This window comes from Pseudomonas sp. BSw22131, assembly GCF_026810445.1.
Lineage (GTDB): Bacteria > Pseudomonadota > Gammaproteobacteria > Pseudomonadales > Pseudomonadaceae > Aquipseudomonas > Aquipseudomonas huanghezhanensis.
Genome location: NZ_CP113949.1, coordinates 1,852,431 through 1,865,716 on the forward strand (window position 1 = coordinate 1,852,431; position 13,286 = coordinate 1,865,716).

Here is a 13,286-nt window from a genome sequence, read left to right on the forward strand (position 1 = left end):
GGCTAGGCCACCGGAGTCATTGGCAACTCGAGGCTGGCGATAAAGCCGCCCTCTGGGTGGTTCTCCAGTATCAGCGTTCCACCGTGTTTTTCGGCTGCGCGTTTGGCGATGACCAGCCCCAGACCATAACCCGGCGCAGTCTGCCCCGGGGCGCGGTAAAACGGTTCGCCCAACTGCGCCAGATGTTCTGCCGCTACCCCCGGCCCGTGATCACGGACGCTGACTCGCAGGCTGTCACCCACTTGCAGTGCGCTGAGTTCAATCGGCGCGCCGCTGGGGTTGAAGCGCACGGCATTGCGCAGCAGGTTGTCCAGTGCGCGTTCCAGCACATCAGCCCAGCCTGACAAGAACGCGTTGCGGTCGACGTTCACCTGCACGATCTGGTCGCTGCTGCCCTGTTCGGTTTCAGCCTTCAAATGCTCCAGCAAACCGTTCAGGTCTATGGCAGCCGCACTGCCTACATCCGCATCCAGCCTCGCCAGCGCGAGGATTTCCCCGATCAACGCCTCCAGTCGGTCGCACTCGCGGGTCAGGCGCGGCCACAGTTTTTCTCGCTCGGCAGGTTCCGCGCGCTCGGCCAAGGCCAAAGCAACGCGCAAGCGTGCCAGCGGGGAGCGAAGTTCGTGTGACACGTCGCGCAGCAACTGACGCTGGCTGCCGATCAGGCTTTGAAGACGCGCACCCATGCGGTTGAAATCGTTGGCCAACACGCCAAATTCATCGCGTCTGCTGGCCAGTTGCGCCAGGCTGTTTTGCTGATAGGTGGTCTGCCCCAGGTCGTGTACGGCGCCGCGCAAACGGCTCAGGGGGCGGGTGATCGACAACGTCACCAGCAGGCTGAAAAGCGTCAGCACCACCAGCGAAATACCCAGCGCGCTCAACGGCCACAGCAGGCTTTCGCGGTGCCAGGCATCCAGTTCCGGGTGCGGAATGCGATAAATCAGCAGATAGGTTTCATCGGTTTTCGGGCTGGTGTATTCGGTGGTCAAACGGCGCCAGGGCAGTGGTTTCGGATCGTTCTGCTGTCGCGCTTCCAGGGCTGCGGCCCGAGGTGGGAACGTTCCGCGCACAATCGCTTCGCCGGCGTCGTTGAGTACTTGCACATCGATGCGGTACTTGCGTTTGAGGTCTTGCAGATAATCCTGCGCCGCTTCCTCGCCTTTCTCTTCGTAAAGCGTGGTCCACTTCTCCGGCAATTTGTGCAAGCCCGGATGTCCGCTCAGAATCCATGCGTCTTGATTGAGCATGTGCCCCAGCAAAAGTGACAGACCTGCGACCAGTGCAATCGCGAGCCAGAAACTCGCCAGTATTCGCCAGAACAGTGAGCGCACGTAACGTCCTCAAATCAGAAAAACCCGACACGCCGGAGCGTGTCGGGTTGGGTGAATACTGCAACTGCGAGGGGTTCGCGGTTACTGGGTTTTTTGCGCTTTCTGTGCTTTCCAGGCTTCGAACTCGGCGCGGTCAGCACGGCGTTGCGCTTCATCTTTCTGGATCTGATCAAACTGCTTTTGCTGATCAGGGGTGAGCATTGCGCGGATGGTGCCTTCAGTTTTGGTACGTGTGGCGGTCATCTCATCCTGCATTGCTTTCTGGTCTGCTGGCGACAGCTTGGCCAGGTACTTCTGGTTCAGTTCGTCATGAGTGCGTCTCTGTTCACGCATCAGTTGGCCGATCTGTTGACGCTGCTCCGGGGTCAGGTTCAGTCGCTCGAAAGGACCTGCACGGTGCATGCGTGGACCGTCCATGCCTGGGCCGTGTGCTGCAGGGCCACCATCAGCGGGTGCAGGCGGCATTGCCATTGCAACGGTAGGAAGGGCGGCTGCCAGCATCAAAGCGATCATAGTCTTGCGCATGGTGTATCTCCTTATCTCGATTTCGGCTCTGTGCCGGTTGAGGCCAGTTTAGGGAGATCAAGGTCAAGCGAGGTCAGGGCTGCGTAAAGCTTGGGTAAAGAGGTCTGTAGAGCGGCCTGACATATGGCGGCACCCGCCAGTGCTTCCAGAGCCAACTTGTCGGCGATGCAGACAGCGCACTGTGTCAGGCATGTCGCCTCGCGAACAAGTTCGCTTCTACAGAGGCGTGCTTCACACGGCGTAGTAATACCCGCGGCTGCGCAGCGCAATGATGCGGGGGCGGCCATCGGCATGGGGACCGATCTTCTTGCGCAGGTTGCTGACATGCATGTCGAGGCTGCGGTCATACAGTGTCAACTTGCGGCCCAGAGCCAGTTGCGCCAGTTCCTGTTTATCGAGAGGCTCACCGGGTTGTCCCAGCAGCGCTTCGAGCAGGCGCGCTTCTGAAACCGTCAGCACGAATTCCTGGTCGTCGATAGTGACCACGCCGCGCGCAGGGCTGAAGGTCAGGTCGCCCAGCTCCAGTTGCGTCGATACGGCGGGCGGATGGCTGCGGCGCAAGACTGCACGCAATCGCGCGGTCAGTTCACGTGGGTCGCAGGGTTTTGCCAGGTAATCATCGGCGCCCAGTTCCAGTCCGAGGATCCGGTCCAGAGGCTCGCCACGGGCCGAAAGCATCAGCACCGGCAGATCAGGGTGATCGCTGCGCAGTTGTTTCAGCACTTCAAGACCGCTGCCGTCGGGCAGCATGACGTCTAGAACCACCGCAGCCGGCGATGTTTCGGCAAGCGCCTTGCGAGCGCTCTGGCCGTCGTGGCAGGCTTGGACCTGAAAGCCTTCTTGGGTCAACCAACTGCTCAGGAGCTCACACAGCTCCTGGTCATCATCAATAAGTAACAGCTCGCTCATGACTCACTCAATTTAGCCATTGCCGACGCTGTCTACGCCAGCCGCTGGCAAAGATACCGCACAGCAGGGCAATCAGTGCAACGCCGCCGCCTGCGACAAACCATTGTTGTTGCTCTGTCAGCACGCGTAGAGGCATGACCGACTGCGATTCTTTGAGCTGCAGTTTAAGCCTTTGGTTCTCCTGACGCAGACGGCTGAGCACAATTGTTTGCTGTTCAGCGCTGGCCGCCTGCAGTTGACTGACCAGCGTCTGACGCTGACGTTCACTGTCTGCAAGCTTCTGGCGCAAGTCATTGAGCTGGGTGGCGGTGCTGGGCAACGCGAGGTTCTGGCTGGTGCTGTCCGCCGCTTCTTCGCCCTCCGCACTGAGGCTCATAACCGAGCTGGCCAACAGGGTTAATACCAGACACCACGAAACTGGACGCATCTGAACTCCTGACATTTACCGGGCACTTGGCAGGTTGTCGGCAGGATGATGCGAATACTGAGTGCAGAAGGGGTCTTGAAACAGATCATCCCGCCTTGGGCGGCGGGATGATCGGGTAATGCGAGGTGTCGGCGTGCAACGGGTTACGGCAGCACTTGCTTGAACGGCTTGACTACAACGTGATCGTAAACACCGGCTTTGATGTACGGATCAGCGTCGGCCCAGGCTTGTGCGGCGCTCAGGGACTCGAACTCGGCGACGATCAGGCTCCCCGTGAAACCGGCAGCGCCGGGGTCGTTGCTATCGACTGCAGGGTTAGGGCCCGCCAGCACGATGCGGCCTTCGCTTTTCAGCGCGGTGAGGCGCTCCAGATGCGCAGGGCGCGCTTCGAGGCGTTTTTCCAGAGAGTTGGCGACGTCTGTTGCAACGATGGCGTAGAGCATGTCAGTCCTCGGATTCTTTTTTGGAAGGTGTAATGGTTGAGGCCGTAGTAGCGGGGTCGGCGTCATGCATGTGGCGCGCCAGGAATATGCCTTGACCGACCAGGAACAACAGCGTCATGCCCAGGCTGCCGAACACTTTGAAGTCGACCCAGAATTCCTGATAGGTGAAAGCCACATACAGGTTGGCGGCGCCGCAGAACAGGAAGAACACGATCCAGGCGATGTTCAGCTTGACCCAGATGGCCTGAGGCAACGTCAGTGCGTGGCCCATGATGCGTTGAATCAGCAGGCGATCACCGATGAAGTGGCTGCCCGCAAACACCAGCGCGAACAGCCAGTTGACCACCGGCGCTTTCCATTTGAGGAAGGTTTCGCTGTGAAAGGCCAGCGTCAGGCTGCCGAACACCAGACAGGCTATCAGTGTCAGCCACTGGCTTTTTTCGAGCTTGCCCTGTTTGAAGAACAGGATGCCGTAGACCACGATGGAGCTTGCGATGAGCATGGCAGTGGCGCTGAAAATGCCGCCGACCATGACGCTGTGGCCCATGACGTCGACAGCATGAGGGTCGATCTTGTACACGATGAAAAACAGGATTAACGGGATGAAGTCGATGAATTGTTTCACAGTGAGAGCCAGAAGCTGGATGTGGCGGCATAATAACAAACATCAATGACTGCGAAAGCGCCCCTATGAATGTCGATCTGCATTGCCACAGCACCGCCTCTGACGGTGGCCTCGCGCCTGCTGCGCTGATTGCGCGCGCTCACGAGCATGGCGTGCGGGTGCTGGCCCTGACCGACCACGACACCCTCGAAGGCCTCGAAGAAGCCCGCGCTGCGGCGCTTGCGCTCGATATGCAGCTCATTAACGGGGTCGAGCTTTCCTGCACCTGGGGCGGGGCAACCATCCATGTTCTGGGCTATGGTTTCGACGTCACCGCGCAACCTTTGGTCGATGCTATCGAGCAGTTGCACCACGGTCGGTGGTTACGCGCCGAAGAAATCAGTCGCAAATTGGCGATGAAAGGTATGCCGGACGCGCTGGAAGGGGCTCGCGCCATACAGCAAGCGTTGGGCGACAGCGCCAATGCGCCGGCCCGACCACACTTTGCCGACTTCATGGTCCAGCGTGGTTACGTCAAGGATCGGGCCGAGGCGTTCCGCAAGTGGCTGGGCGCCGGCAAACTGGGAGACGTCAAACAGCACTGGCCGACGCTTGAAGACACGGTCGCGACCCTGCGTGCCGCCAATGCCTGGGTCAGCCTGGCCCACCCTTGGCATTACGATTTCACCCGTAGCAAACGACGTAAACTGGTCGCCGATTTTCTTCAGGCCGGCGGCCACGCCATTGAAGTTGTCAACGGACTGCAGCCTGCCGATCAGGTGGGAAGTCTGTCGATATTGGCCCGGGAATTCGGTCTGCTGGTGAGTGCCGGCAGTGATTTTCATGCCCCCGGTGGCTGGTCGGAGATAGGCGTATACCGCCCGGTCCCCGAAGACCTGCCACTCCTTTGGTCGCGATTCAAAAATGAACAGCCTACTGCCGTCTGAACAGGAAGATACCGTGAGTCAATTTTTCCAGGTCCATCCGGAGAATCCCCAGGCGCGCCTGATCAAGCAAGCCGTGGAGATCATCAGGGCGGGCGGTCTGGTGGTGTACCCCACCGATTCGTCCTACGCGCTGGGCTGCCAGATGGGCGACAAGAACGCCGTCGAGCGGATTCGCCGCCTGCGCCAGCTGGACGACAAACACAACTTCACCCTGATGTGCTGCGACCTTTCGCAGCTGGGCATGTTTGCCAAGGTCGACACCACGGCGTTTCGCGTGCTCAAGGCGCACACGCCCGGGCCTTACACGTTCATTCTCAGTGCAACACGTGACGTGCCGCGCCTGGTCCTGCATCCCAAGCGCCGCACCATCGGCTTGCGTGTGCCGCACCACCCGATCGCCCAGGCGTTGTTGCAGGAACTCGGCGAGCCATTGATGAGCGTCAGCCTGATCATGCCCGGCGAAAGCGTGCCGATGAGCGATCCCTATGAGATGCGCAGCGTGCTGGAGCATCAGGTTGATCTGATCATCGACGCCGGCATGGGCGGTGTCTCGGCCTCCACCGTGGTCAACCTGACTGACGGTGAACCGCAGGTCATCCGCGTGGGTTGTGGCGATCCGACGCCGTTCGGGGTCGAAGTCGAGTGACCGAGGCCCAGACGCTCGACAGTCAGGCGGGCGCGCAACAGGAACTTCCGTTTGCGCTGGTTTATGGTCAGGCAGTCACCCAGATGCCGCTCGACCTGTACATTCCGCCTGACGCGCTGGAAGTCTTCCTCGAAGCGTTTGAAGGCCCGCTCGATCTGCTGCTTTATCTGATCCGCAAACAGAACATCAACATTCTCGACATCCCGGTGGCGGAAATCACTCGCCAGTACATGGGCTACGTCGAGCTGATGAAGACCGTGCGCCTTGAGCTTGCGGCCGAGTACCTGGTGATGGCCGCCATGCTCGCCGAGATCAAGTCGCGCATGCTCCTGCCACGTTCGGAAACGGCCGAGGAAGAAGAAGACGATCCGCGCGCCGAACTCATCCGTCGTTTGCAGGAATACGAGCGGTTCAAGGCCGCCGCCGAGGGCATCGACGGTTTGTCCCGCATTGGCCGCGACGTTGTGGTGCCAAAGCTGGAGGCACCCGAAGCCCGCGCACGCAAGTTGTTGCCGGATGTCAGCCTGGACGAGTTGCTGATGTCGATGGCCGAAGTGCTGCGCCGGGGCGACATGTTCGAAAGTCATCAGGTCAGCCGCGAGGCGTTGTCCACCCGCGAGCGTATGAGCGATGTGCTCGAGCGTTTGAAGGGCGGCGGGTTTGTCCCGTTTGCCGAGCTGTTCACCGCCGAAGAAGGCCGGCTTGGCGTGGTCGTGACCTTTATGGCGATTCTTGAACTGGTCAAGGAGTCGCTGGTGGAGTTGGTGCAGAACGAACCGTTTGCCGTCATTCATGTGCGTGCGCGAGCCGATTAAAGAGCTAGAGCTGATCGATGAACCTCAACGAACCCCGCGAGCTGGCAACGCTGCTCGAAGCTTTTCTGCTGGCCTCCGGTAAACCGCAATCGCTTGAACGGCTGTACGAGCTGTTCGAGGAGGGGGAGCGCCCCGAGCCGCCCGTCTTCAAGAAAGCGCTGGAGCTATTGCGCAAATCCTGCGACAGCCGTTCCTTCGAGCTCAAGGAAGTCGCGTCGGGTTATCGGCTGCAGATCCGTGAGAGGTTTTCCCCATGGGTCGGGCGATTGTGGGAGGAGCGCCCGCAGCGCTACTCGCGTGCGCTGCTGGAAACCATGGCGCTGATTGCCTACCGCCAGCCGATCACACGCGGCGAGATCGAGGATGTGCGCGGCGTTGCGGTCAACACCAATATCGTCAAAACCCTGCTGGAGCGTGAGTGGGTGCGGATCGTGGGCTACCGCGACGTGCCGGGCAAACCGGCAATGTTTGCCACGACCAAGGCGTTTCTCGATCATTTCAACCTCAAAAACCTCGACGACTTGCCACCGCTTGCCGACCTGCGCGAGCTGGAGCCTGATCCTGTGCTGGAATTTGACGACGCACCGGTGCCTGCGCATCTGCAGGCGTTGGCTGATGCGAGCATAGATCCCGATGCCGAGCCGGAGCCGCCGCGTGATGAAACCAGTTTTCGCACGCTGCTGGTGGAACTGGACTCGATGGAGAAGGGGCTGAAAATTGATTTCGACGATTTATTAATCGATCAGCCCGATACGGAGTCTGAATTGGAAGACGTGCCGCGAGACGATGAAGATCCGCGGTAAATAAAACGGCACATCCGTTGTAGGAGCGCGCTTGCCCGCGATTGTGATCTGTCTGCACCGGATCTTTTTATCGGGCACGACGCCATCGCGGGCAAGCGAGCTCCTACCGTTGTCCTCCAATTTCAGGTCAGCCCATGAGCACAAAATCCCCCTGCATCAGCCTCTGCAAATTCGACGAAGACCTTTGCCTGGGCTGTGGACGCACCAAGCGCGAGATCAAATCCTGGAAAAAGATGGAAAAGTCCGAGAAACGCTCGGTGCTTGCGGAATCGGCCATGCGCCTGATCAAGCTCAAAGCAGCCGGCCGGCGGAAAAAGAAGTGAGCCTGAAGTTTTCGGCTAGCCTCTGATGCGCAACGTCTGTCATGGGCGTATGATTCGCGACCTTTTGGCGATCCATACCCGCCATCAGGCTTTCAGTATTCCGCCAGCGCGCCTTCTTTATTAACGCAAGAAGACGCCAGGCAACCGGGCCATGCTTTGTCGAGCATGGCCTGATCGACACACCGGGAGGTGCCCAGATGAGTGACAAAGACAAGCAGGACAGCCAGGAAATCGGCCCAGCAGGCGAAAAACTGCAGAAAGTACTGGCGCGCATCGGCGTCGGTTCTCGCCGTGACGTAGAGGCCTGGATCAGCCAGGGTCGCGTCAAGGTCAATGGCAAAGACGCAACCTTGGGTCAACGCGTCGACTTGCACGACGCCATTACCGTTGACGGTCGCGTTATCAAGCGTGAAGAAGCCGCTGAAACCGTCCGCCGCGTAATCATGTACAACAAGCCAGACGGTGAAATCTGTACCCGCGACGACCCTGAAGGTCGCCCGACGGTGTTTGATCGCCTGCCGCGCCCCAAAGAGGGCCGCTGGATCAACGTCGGTCGTCTGGACATCAACACCACCGGTTTGCTGATGTTCACCACCGATGGTGAGCTGGCCAACCGTTTGATGCACCCGTCGTTCGAAATGGACCGCGAATACGCGGTTCGCGTACGCGGCGAAGTCGACGACGACATGCTGTTGCGTTTGAAGAACGGCGTGATCCTCGAAGACGGTCCTGCCCGCTTCACCGACATCCAGATAGCGCCGGGCGGCGAAGGCTTCAACCACTGGTATCACTGCGTGGTCATGGAAGGGCGTAACCGTGAGGTTCGTCGTCTGTGGGAATCCCAAGGGCTGGTGGTCAGCCGCCTGAAGCGCGTGCGCTATGGCCCGGTGTTCCTCAATTCCGACCTGCCGATGGGCCGCTGGCGCGAAATGAGTCAGTACGAAGTCGACACCCTCAGCGCCGAAGTCGGCCTGACGCCTGTCGCCATGCCGCAGATGAACGCCAAGACCAAGGACAAGATGGAGCGCTTGCAGCGTCAGTCGTCGCGTCCTCTCGGTAAAGGCGAGCGAGTGCGTAATGTGCGTCCTGCCAAGGATGCAGCCGGTGCCGAACGTCCGGTGCGTGAACCACGTCCTGCTATCGGCAGCGATCGTCCGGTCCGCGAGCCGCGTCCAGCCATTGGCAGTGATCGTCCAGCTCGCGAACCGCGTGGCGAGGCGGGTGACCGTCCAGCGCGTGACCCGCGTTATGCCGTGGGCGAAAAGCGTCCTGCACGCGAGCCACGTGTGGCCGAAGGCGAACGCGTACGTCCGGCCGGCAAACCGCAGGAAGGCGGGCGCGGTCAACGCACCCCGCGTCCTCCGGTCGGTGGCCGCTCCGAAGGTCGTACCGACAGCAGCCGTGGCACGCCAGTGGCTGAGCGTCCAAGTGACATGAACAAGCGTCCCGCCAAGCCGAAGCCTTCGCGTCCGGGCATCAAGCTGGTCGATGACAAAACGCCGTCGGGCAAGCGTCGCGGACCTCCGGCAGGTTCCGGCCAACGCCCAGGGTTTGGTCGTCGCAAGCCTGAGTGATGTTTGCTTGAAGTAAAAAACGCCAGTCAGTGACTGGCGTTTTTTTTTTGCTGCAGCTTTGCGGGCAAGTCGGAACGTCGCCCGCTCATTGCATCAGAAGCACGGTGATATTTACGCGCTCGTCGCCAGATTGAACTGCCCGTCGAACACCACGCGCTTGTCCACGGCCAGAGTGCCACTGTTGAAAATCAGATCCAGATGATGACTGCCCTTGGCGCCGCCTCCCAGCCCAAGGTGCAGACCGCAATGGCGTTCCTCGAACCCGGCATTGCGCGCATACAACTGGGTTACCCCCCTCATTGGTGCCAATGCCCAATTCCTCGACTTTTCGGTTTGAGGGGTTGGCGTTCAGGTATTTGGTGAAGTCATGTTCTAGCCCCGGTACTTCGGTGGCGATGCGCGTGATGGTCGAATTCTCTATCCACAGTTCCAACGGTGTTTCGATGATCCCGTATTTGCGTGCAAACGGAATCGTGCTCAAGAACGTCCCGACAAACTTCACGTGGCCATTGATGGACTCACTGTGTGTCGCGATTTCTCCCGGCGCCAGATCGTAATTGCCCACGCCGTTGATGTTGGTCCACTTCTTCAATTCACGCAGCGGCACTTCAAAATAAGAGCCGCTCTTGTCACTGAAGCTAAGGGTTTGGCCTTGGTTCATGTTGTCGATCAGTGCGGCATTCAGCCCGGCAATTCGCTGCGGTGAAACACTAAAGGTATCGTAGAAATAGCGTCCATAATCCTTGAACAAAAGGGATTTTTTCCAGTGTTCCGACATGACTCCCTGCAGCGCGCGGATGAACGTCGGGCCTTCAGCGGTAGGGTTGGGCAGGGTCGAAGCATCGTAGAACAACACGTAAAGATCGGCCTGGGTGATGGCCGTGGCCAGCTGTTCGATGGGCGTTGTATCAAGGCCCAAGGCGGTGAAATGAAACGTGTCGCTGAGTGAAGCGGTTTCGATGATGTTGCCCACCATCGCGGTGTAGCTGTCGGTGTGGCCCAGCAGCACCTTGGGCTGCGGCAGACCCTCGACGGCCGGGTGATGGTGCAGGTAGTAGAGAAAGTGCTCGATGGCGCTAATCTGTTCCATTGATCCATTCCCTTGCGAAAACTGGAAACAAAAAAGGCAGACACGTTAGCCGCGCCTGCCCTCGGGTTGCCTTAGAACGGCCACATGGCCGTGCCGAATGGCACGACGGCATCGGCTTTCATCATCTCAACCGCAGCGTCGTGTGTCGGTGCTTCAAACCAGTCGTCCAGTTGCAGTTCTTCTTCCAGGGTTTGTTCTACAGATTGCATAGGGTAAATCTCCTGAGAATTACGTACTTGCCGAAAGCGACGGATCAATCGCAATGAGTGATTCGTCATGGAAGCACGCTGACCTTCGTGGTCAGCAAGCGATAGAAAAACTAGGTCAATCGTCCCGTGTCTGCAACGGCTTTTTCAGCGGCTGCGCACTGGCATTTCGCCCAAGATAGAAAAAATTCGAGGATTAACAACGGGCGTTCAGCGGCGATTTTTTTTAATTTTTTCTGACAGTTTTATGTCGGTCCACCCAAATCGAGTCCCGTTGCGATCACTGGCCTCTGACGGTTTTGGTGGGTTTGTCGGTGTTTTAAAAGGCTTTGAACTGACGTCTCAGACAGCTTTTCGGCGGGCAACTCGTCGCCTGAGCGGTGTACAATGCGCGTCGTTTTTTCTGTGATCACTGGACGTACCGACGTCAACCCGTTCGGGATTATCCACCCCGTTGCACTCCGCCACGTCATGAGCGTGTCGGGTTCGATTCCGTCGCAGAAAAAAACAAGGTGCCATTTTATGAGCGAGCATATGCCCCCTTCCGGTGAGTTGAAGCGTGGCCTGAAAAACCGTCACATCCAGCTGATTGCCCTTGGCGGGGCCATTGGTACGGGGTTGTTCCTGGGGTCGGCCGGCGTCCTCAAATCGGCGGGTCCGTCGATGATTCTGGGCTATGCGCTCTGCGGCTTCATCGCCTTCATGATCATGCGCCAGCTCGGTGAAATGATCGTCGAAGAGCCGGTGGCCGGGTCGTTCAGCCATTTCGCGCACAAGTACTGGGGCGGTTTCGCCGGGTTTCTGTCGGGCTGGAATTGCTGGGTGCTGTACATCCTGGTGGGCATGTCGGAACTGACTGCGGTTGGCAAGTACGTGCACTACTGGTGGCCGGAAATTCCGACCTGGGCGTCGGCCGCTGTGTTTTTCGTAATGATCAACGTCATCAACCTCGCCAACGTCAAAGTCTTCGGTGAGGCGGAGTTCTGGTTTGCGATCATTAAGGTCGTGGCCATCCTCGGGATGATTGCGCTCGGCAGTTACCTGCTGGTGAGTGGCGGCGGCGGTCCGCAGGCATCGATCACTAACCTCTGGGACCACGGCGGCTTTTTCCCCCATGGCATCAGCGGGCTGGTAATGGCGCTGGCGTTTATCATGTTTTCCTTCGGTGGCCTGGAGATGCTCGGTTTCACCGCTGCTGAGGCCGACCAGCCGAAAGTCATCATTCCCAAAGCGATCAATCAGGTTATTTACCGGATCCTGATTTTCTATATTGGGTCGCTGGTGGTGTTGCTGTCGTTGACCCCGTGGGACGCGCTGCTGGACACCCTCAATGCATCGGGCGACTCGTACAGCGGCAGCCCGTTCGTGCAGGTGTTCTCGATGCTGGGTAGCACCACCGCCGCGCATATCCTCAATTTCGTGGTCTTGACTGCGGCGCTGTCGGTCTATAACAGCGGCACGTATTGCAACGCGCGGATGCTGTTTGGCATGGCCGAGCAGGGCGATGCGCCCCAAGCGCTTGCGCGTGTCGACAGCCGTGGCGTGCCAGTGCGCGCGATCATGGTGTCGGCGGCGGTGACGGTAATTGCCGTGCTGCTCAACTACCTGATCCCGCAGAATGCGCTGGAACTGTTGATGTCACTGGTGGTGGCTACGCTGGTGATCAACTGGGCAATGATCAGTTACTCGCATCTGAAGTTTCGGCAGCACCTGAATCGCACGCATCAGGTGCCGCTGTTCAAGGCGCTGTGGTATCCGGTGGGAAATTACATCTGCCTGGCCTTTGTGGCGTTGATCCTGGTGATCATGCTGATGATCCCCGGGGTTCGTGTGTCGGTGTTCGCGATTCCGGTGTGGCTGCTGGTGATGTGGGGGTTCTTCATGCTCAAGACCAGACGCCTCGCCGCCAACCAGTCCATGGCGCAGCGCACCTCGATCATCAAGTGAGCCAGACGCCGCTGATCGACGGATAAAAATGGGTGGTTGAGGGTTGTGGTGGGAGGGAGCTTGCTGGCGAATTGGTCTTTTCGGCACACAGTCGGGTCCGATGTACCGGCCTGTCGCGAGCAAGCTCCCTCCCACAGTTTCAAGTTCCAGGCAGATATTGAGTTGTTAATTTCAGAGCGTCGTAAGTCCCCATGCTGATCATCTCCAACAACGTGCACCTGCCGGACGCTGAGGTCGAACTCACCGCGATTCGTGCACAGGGTGCGGGCGGTCAGAACGTCAACAAGGTGTCCAGCGCGATGCATCTGCGCTTCGACATCAACGCCTCGTCGTTGCCGCCGTTCTACAAGGAGCGGCTACTGGCCCTTCGCGACAGTCGCATCACCAGCGACGGCGTAATCATCATCAAGGCGCAGCAATACCGTACGCAGGAGCAGAACCGTGCCGATGCGTTGGAGCGTTTGAGTGAGCTGATCGTCAATGCGGGAAAGGTCGAGAAAAAGCGCCGCCCGACCAAGCCCACCCTGGGCTCCAAGACCCGCAGGCTGGAGTCGAAAACCAAGCGCGGGTCTATCAAGGCCGGGCGCGGCAAAGTCGACTTCTAACGCCGCTCGCGGGATCACGACCCCGCGAATGAATTCGCGGCTACAGATTGCAGCCTCCATCCAGAAATGTCCCGGTTCTGTAGGAGCCAAC

At 59.1% G+C, this 13,286-nt stretch carries 15 protein-coding genes and 1 pseudogene; 8 read left to right on the forward strand and 8 right to left on the reverse strand.

What is annotated here, in order from left to right; translation table 11 throughout:
* Positions 1-2: 2 nt before the first annotated feature.
* The 6 genes from OYW20_RS08235 to OYW20_RS08260 all read right to left on the reverse strand — a co-directional run bounded on the left by OYW20_RS08235 (position 3) and on the right by OYW20_RS08260 (position 4,260).
* Positions 3-1,331: a sensor histidine kinase gene (locus OYW20_RS08235; protein ID WP_268800203.1), complete on the reverse strand. Its 1,329-nt coding sequence runs from the start codon at positions 1,329-1,331 to the stop codon at positions 3-5.
* An 81-nt stretch (positions 1,332-1,412) separates the two neighbouring features.
* Entirely contained in the window at positions 1,413-1,856 is a 444-nt protein-coding gene (locus OYW20_RS08240) for a Spy/CpxP family protein refolding chaperone (protein WP_268800204.1), read from the reverse strand.
* A gap of 231 nt (positions 1,857-2,087) precedes the next feature.
* Positions 2,088-2,765 carry a response regulator transcription factor gene (locus OYW20_RS08245; protein WP_268800205.1) on the reverse strand — a complete coding sequence of 226 codons (678 nt, stop codon included), beginning with the start codon at positions 2,763-2,765 and terminating at the stop codon, positions 2,088-2,090.
* Between the two features lie 7 nt (positions 2,766-2,772).
* Positions 2,773-3,192 carry a translation initiation factor 2 gene (locus OYW20_RS08250; RefSeq protein ID WP_268800206.1) on the reverse strand — a complete coding sequence of 140 codons (420 nt, stop codon included), beginning with the start codon at positions 3,190-3,192 and terminating at the stop codon, positions 2,773-2,775.
* A gap of 143 nt (positions 3,193-3,335) precedes the next feature.
* The gene (locus OYW20_RS08255) at positions 3,336-3,635 is read right to left on the reverse strand and encodes a YciI family protein (RefSeq protein ID WP_268800207.1); all 300 of its coding nucleotides are present in this window, start codon (positions 3,633-3,635) and stop codon (positions 3,336-3,338) included.
* A 1-nt stretch (position 3,636) separates the two neighbouring features.
* On the reverse strand, positions 3,637-4,260 hold the full coding sequence (locus OYW20_RS08260) for a septation protein A (RefSeq protein ID WP_268800208.1): 624 nt from the start codon (positions 4,258-4,260) through the stop codon (positions 3,637-3,639).
* A 65-nt stretch (positions 4,261-4,325) separates the two neighbouring features.
* Here OYW20_RS08260 and OYW20_RS08265 point away from each other — a divergent pair, with 65 nt between their 5' ends.
* From OYW20_RS08265 to rluB, 6 genes are all read left to right on the forward strand, one after another.
* The gene (locus OYW20_RS08265; protein ID WP_268800209.1) at positions 4,326-5,186 is read left to right on the forward strand and encodes a PHP domain-containing protein; all 861 of its coding nucleotides are present in this window, start codon (positions 4,326-4,328) and stop codon (positions 5,184-5,186) included.
* A 13-nt stretch (positions 5,187-5,199) separates the two neighbouring features.
* Entirely contained in the window at positions 5,200-5,832 is a 633-nt protein-coding gene (locus tag OYW20_RS08270; protein ID WP_268800210.1) for an L-threonylcarbamoyladenylate synthase, read from the forward strand.
* Between the two features lie 116 nt (positions 5,833-5,948).
* Positions 5,949-6,647: a segregation and condensation protein A gene (locus OYW20_RS08275; RefSeq protein WP_268801082.1), complete on the forward strand. Its 699-nt coding sequence runs from the start codon at positions 5,949-5,951 to the stop codon at positions 6,645-6,647.
* A gap of 17 nt (positions 6,648-6,664) precedes the next feature.
* The gene (scpB, locus tag OYW20_RS08280) at positions 6,665-7,450 is read left to right on the forward strand and encodes an SMC-Scp complex subunit ScpB (protein WP_268800211.1); all 786 of its coding nucleotides are present in this window, start codon (positions 6,665-6,667) and stop codon (positions 7,448-7,450) included.
* 134 nt (positions 7,451-7,584) lie between these two features.
* A complete protein-coding gene (locus OYW20_RS08285) occupies positions 7,585-7,773 on the forward strand; it encodes a DUF1289 domain-containing protein (protein ID WP_268800212.1) in 189 nt (62 codons plus the stop codon).
* A gap of 197 nt (positions 7,774-7,970) precedes the next feature.
* Positions 7,971-9,347: a 23S rRNA pseudouridine(2605) synthase RluB gene (gene rluB / locus OYW20_RS08290; RefSeq protein ID WP_268800213.1), complete on the forward strand. Its 1,377-nt coding sequence runs from the start codon at positions 7,971-7,973 to the stop codon at positions 9,345-9,347.
* Between the two features lie 111 nt (positions 9,348-9,458).
* Here the strand turns inward: rluB and OYW20_RS08295 are convergent.
* Both OYW20_RS08295 and OYW20_RS08300 read right to left on the reverse strand, forming a co-directional pair.
* A pseudogene (locus OYW20_RS08295) lies at positions 9,459-10,437 on the reverse strand (leucyl aminopeptidase).
* 71 nt (positions 10,438-10,508) lie between these two features.
* On the reverse strand, positions 10,509-10,646 hold the full coding sequence (locus tag OYW20_RS08300) for a hypothetical protein (RefSeq protein WP_268800214.1): 138 nt from the start codon (positions 10,644-10,646) through the stop codon (positions 10,509-10,511).
* Between the two features lie 519 nt (positions 10,647-11,165).
* Here OYW20_RS08300 and OYW20_RS08305 point away from each other — a divergent pair.
* Both OYW20_RS08305 and arfB read left to right on the forward strand, forming a co-directional pair.
* The gene (locus tag OYW20_RS08305; protein WP_268800215.1) at positions 11,166-12,590 is read left to right on the forward strand and encodes an amino acid permease; all 1,425 of its coding nucleotides are present in this window, start codon (positions 11,166-11,168) and stop codon (positions 12,588-12,590) included.
* A 191-nt stretch (positions 12,591-12,781) separates the two neighbouring features.
* Positions 12,782-13,195 (forward strand): alternative ribosome rescue aminoacyl-tRNA hydrolase ArfB, encoded by a 414-nt coding sequence (arfB, locus tag OYW20_RS08310; protein ID WP_268800216.1) that lies wholly within the window; start codon positions 12,782-12,784, stop codon positions 13,193-13,195.
* Positions 13,196-13,286: the final 91 nt, after the last annotated feature.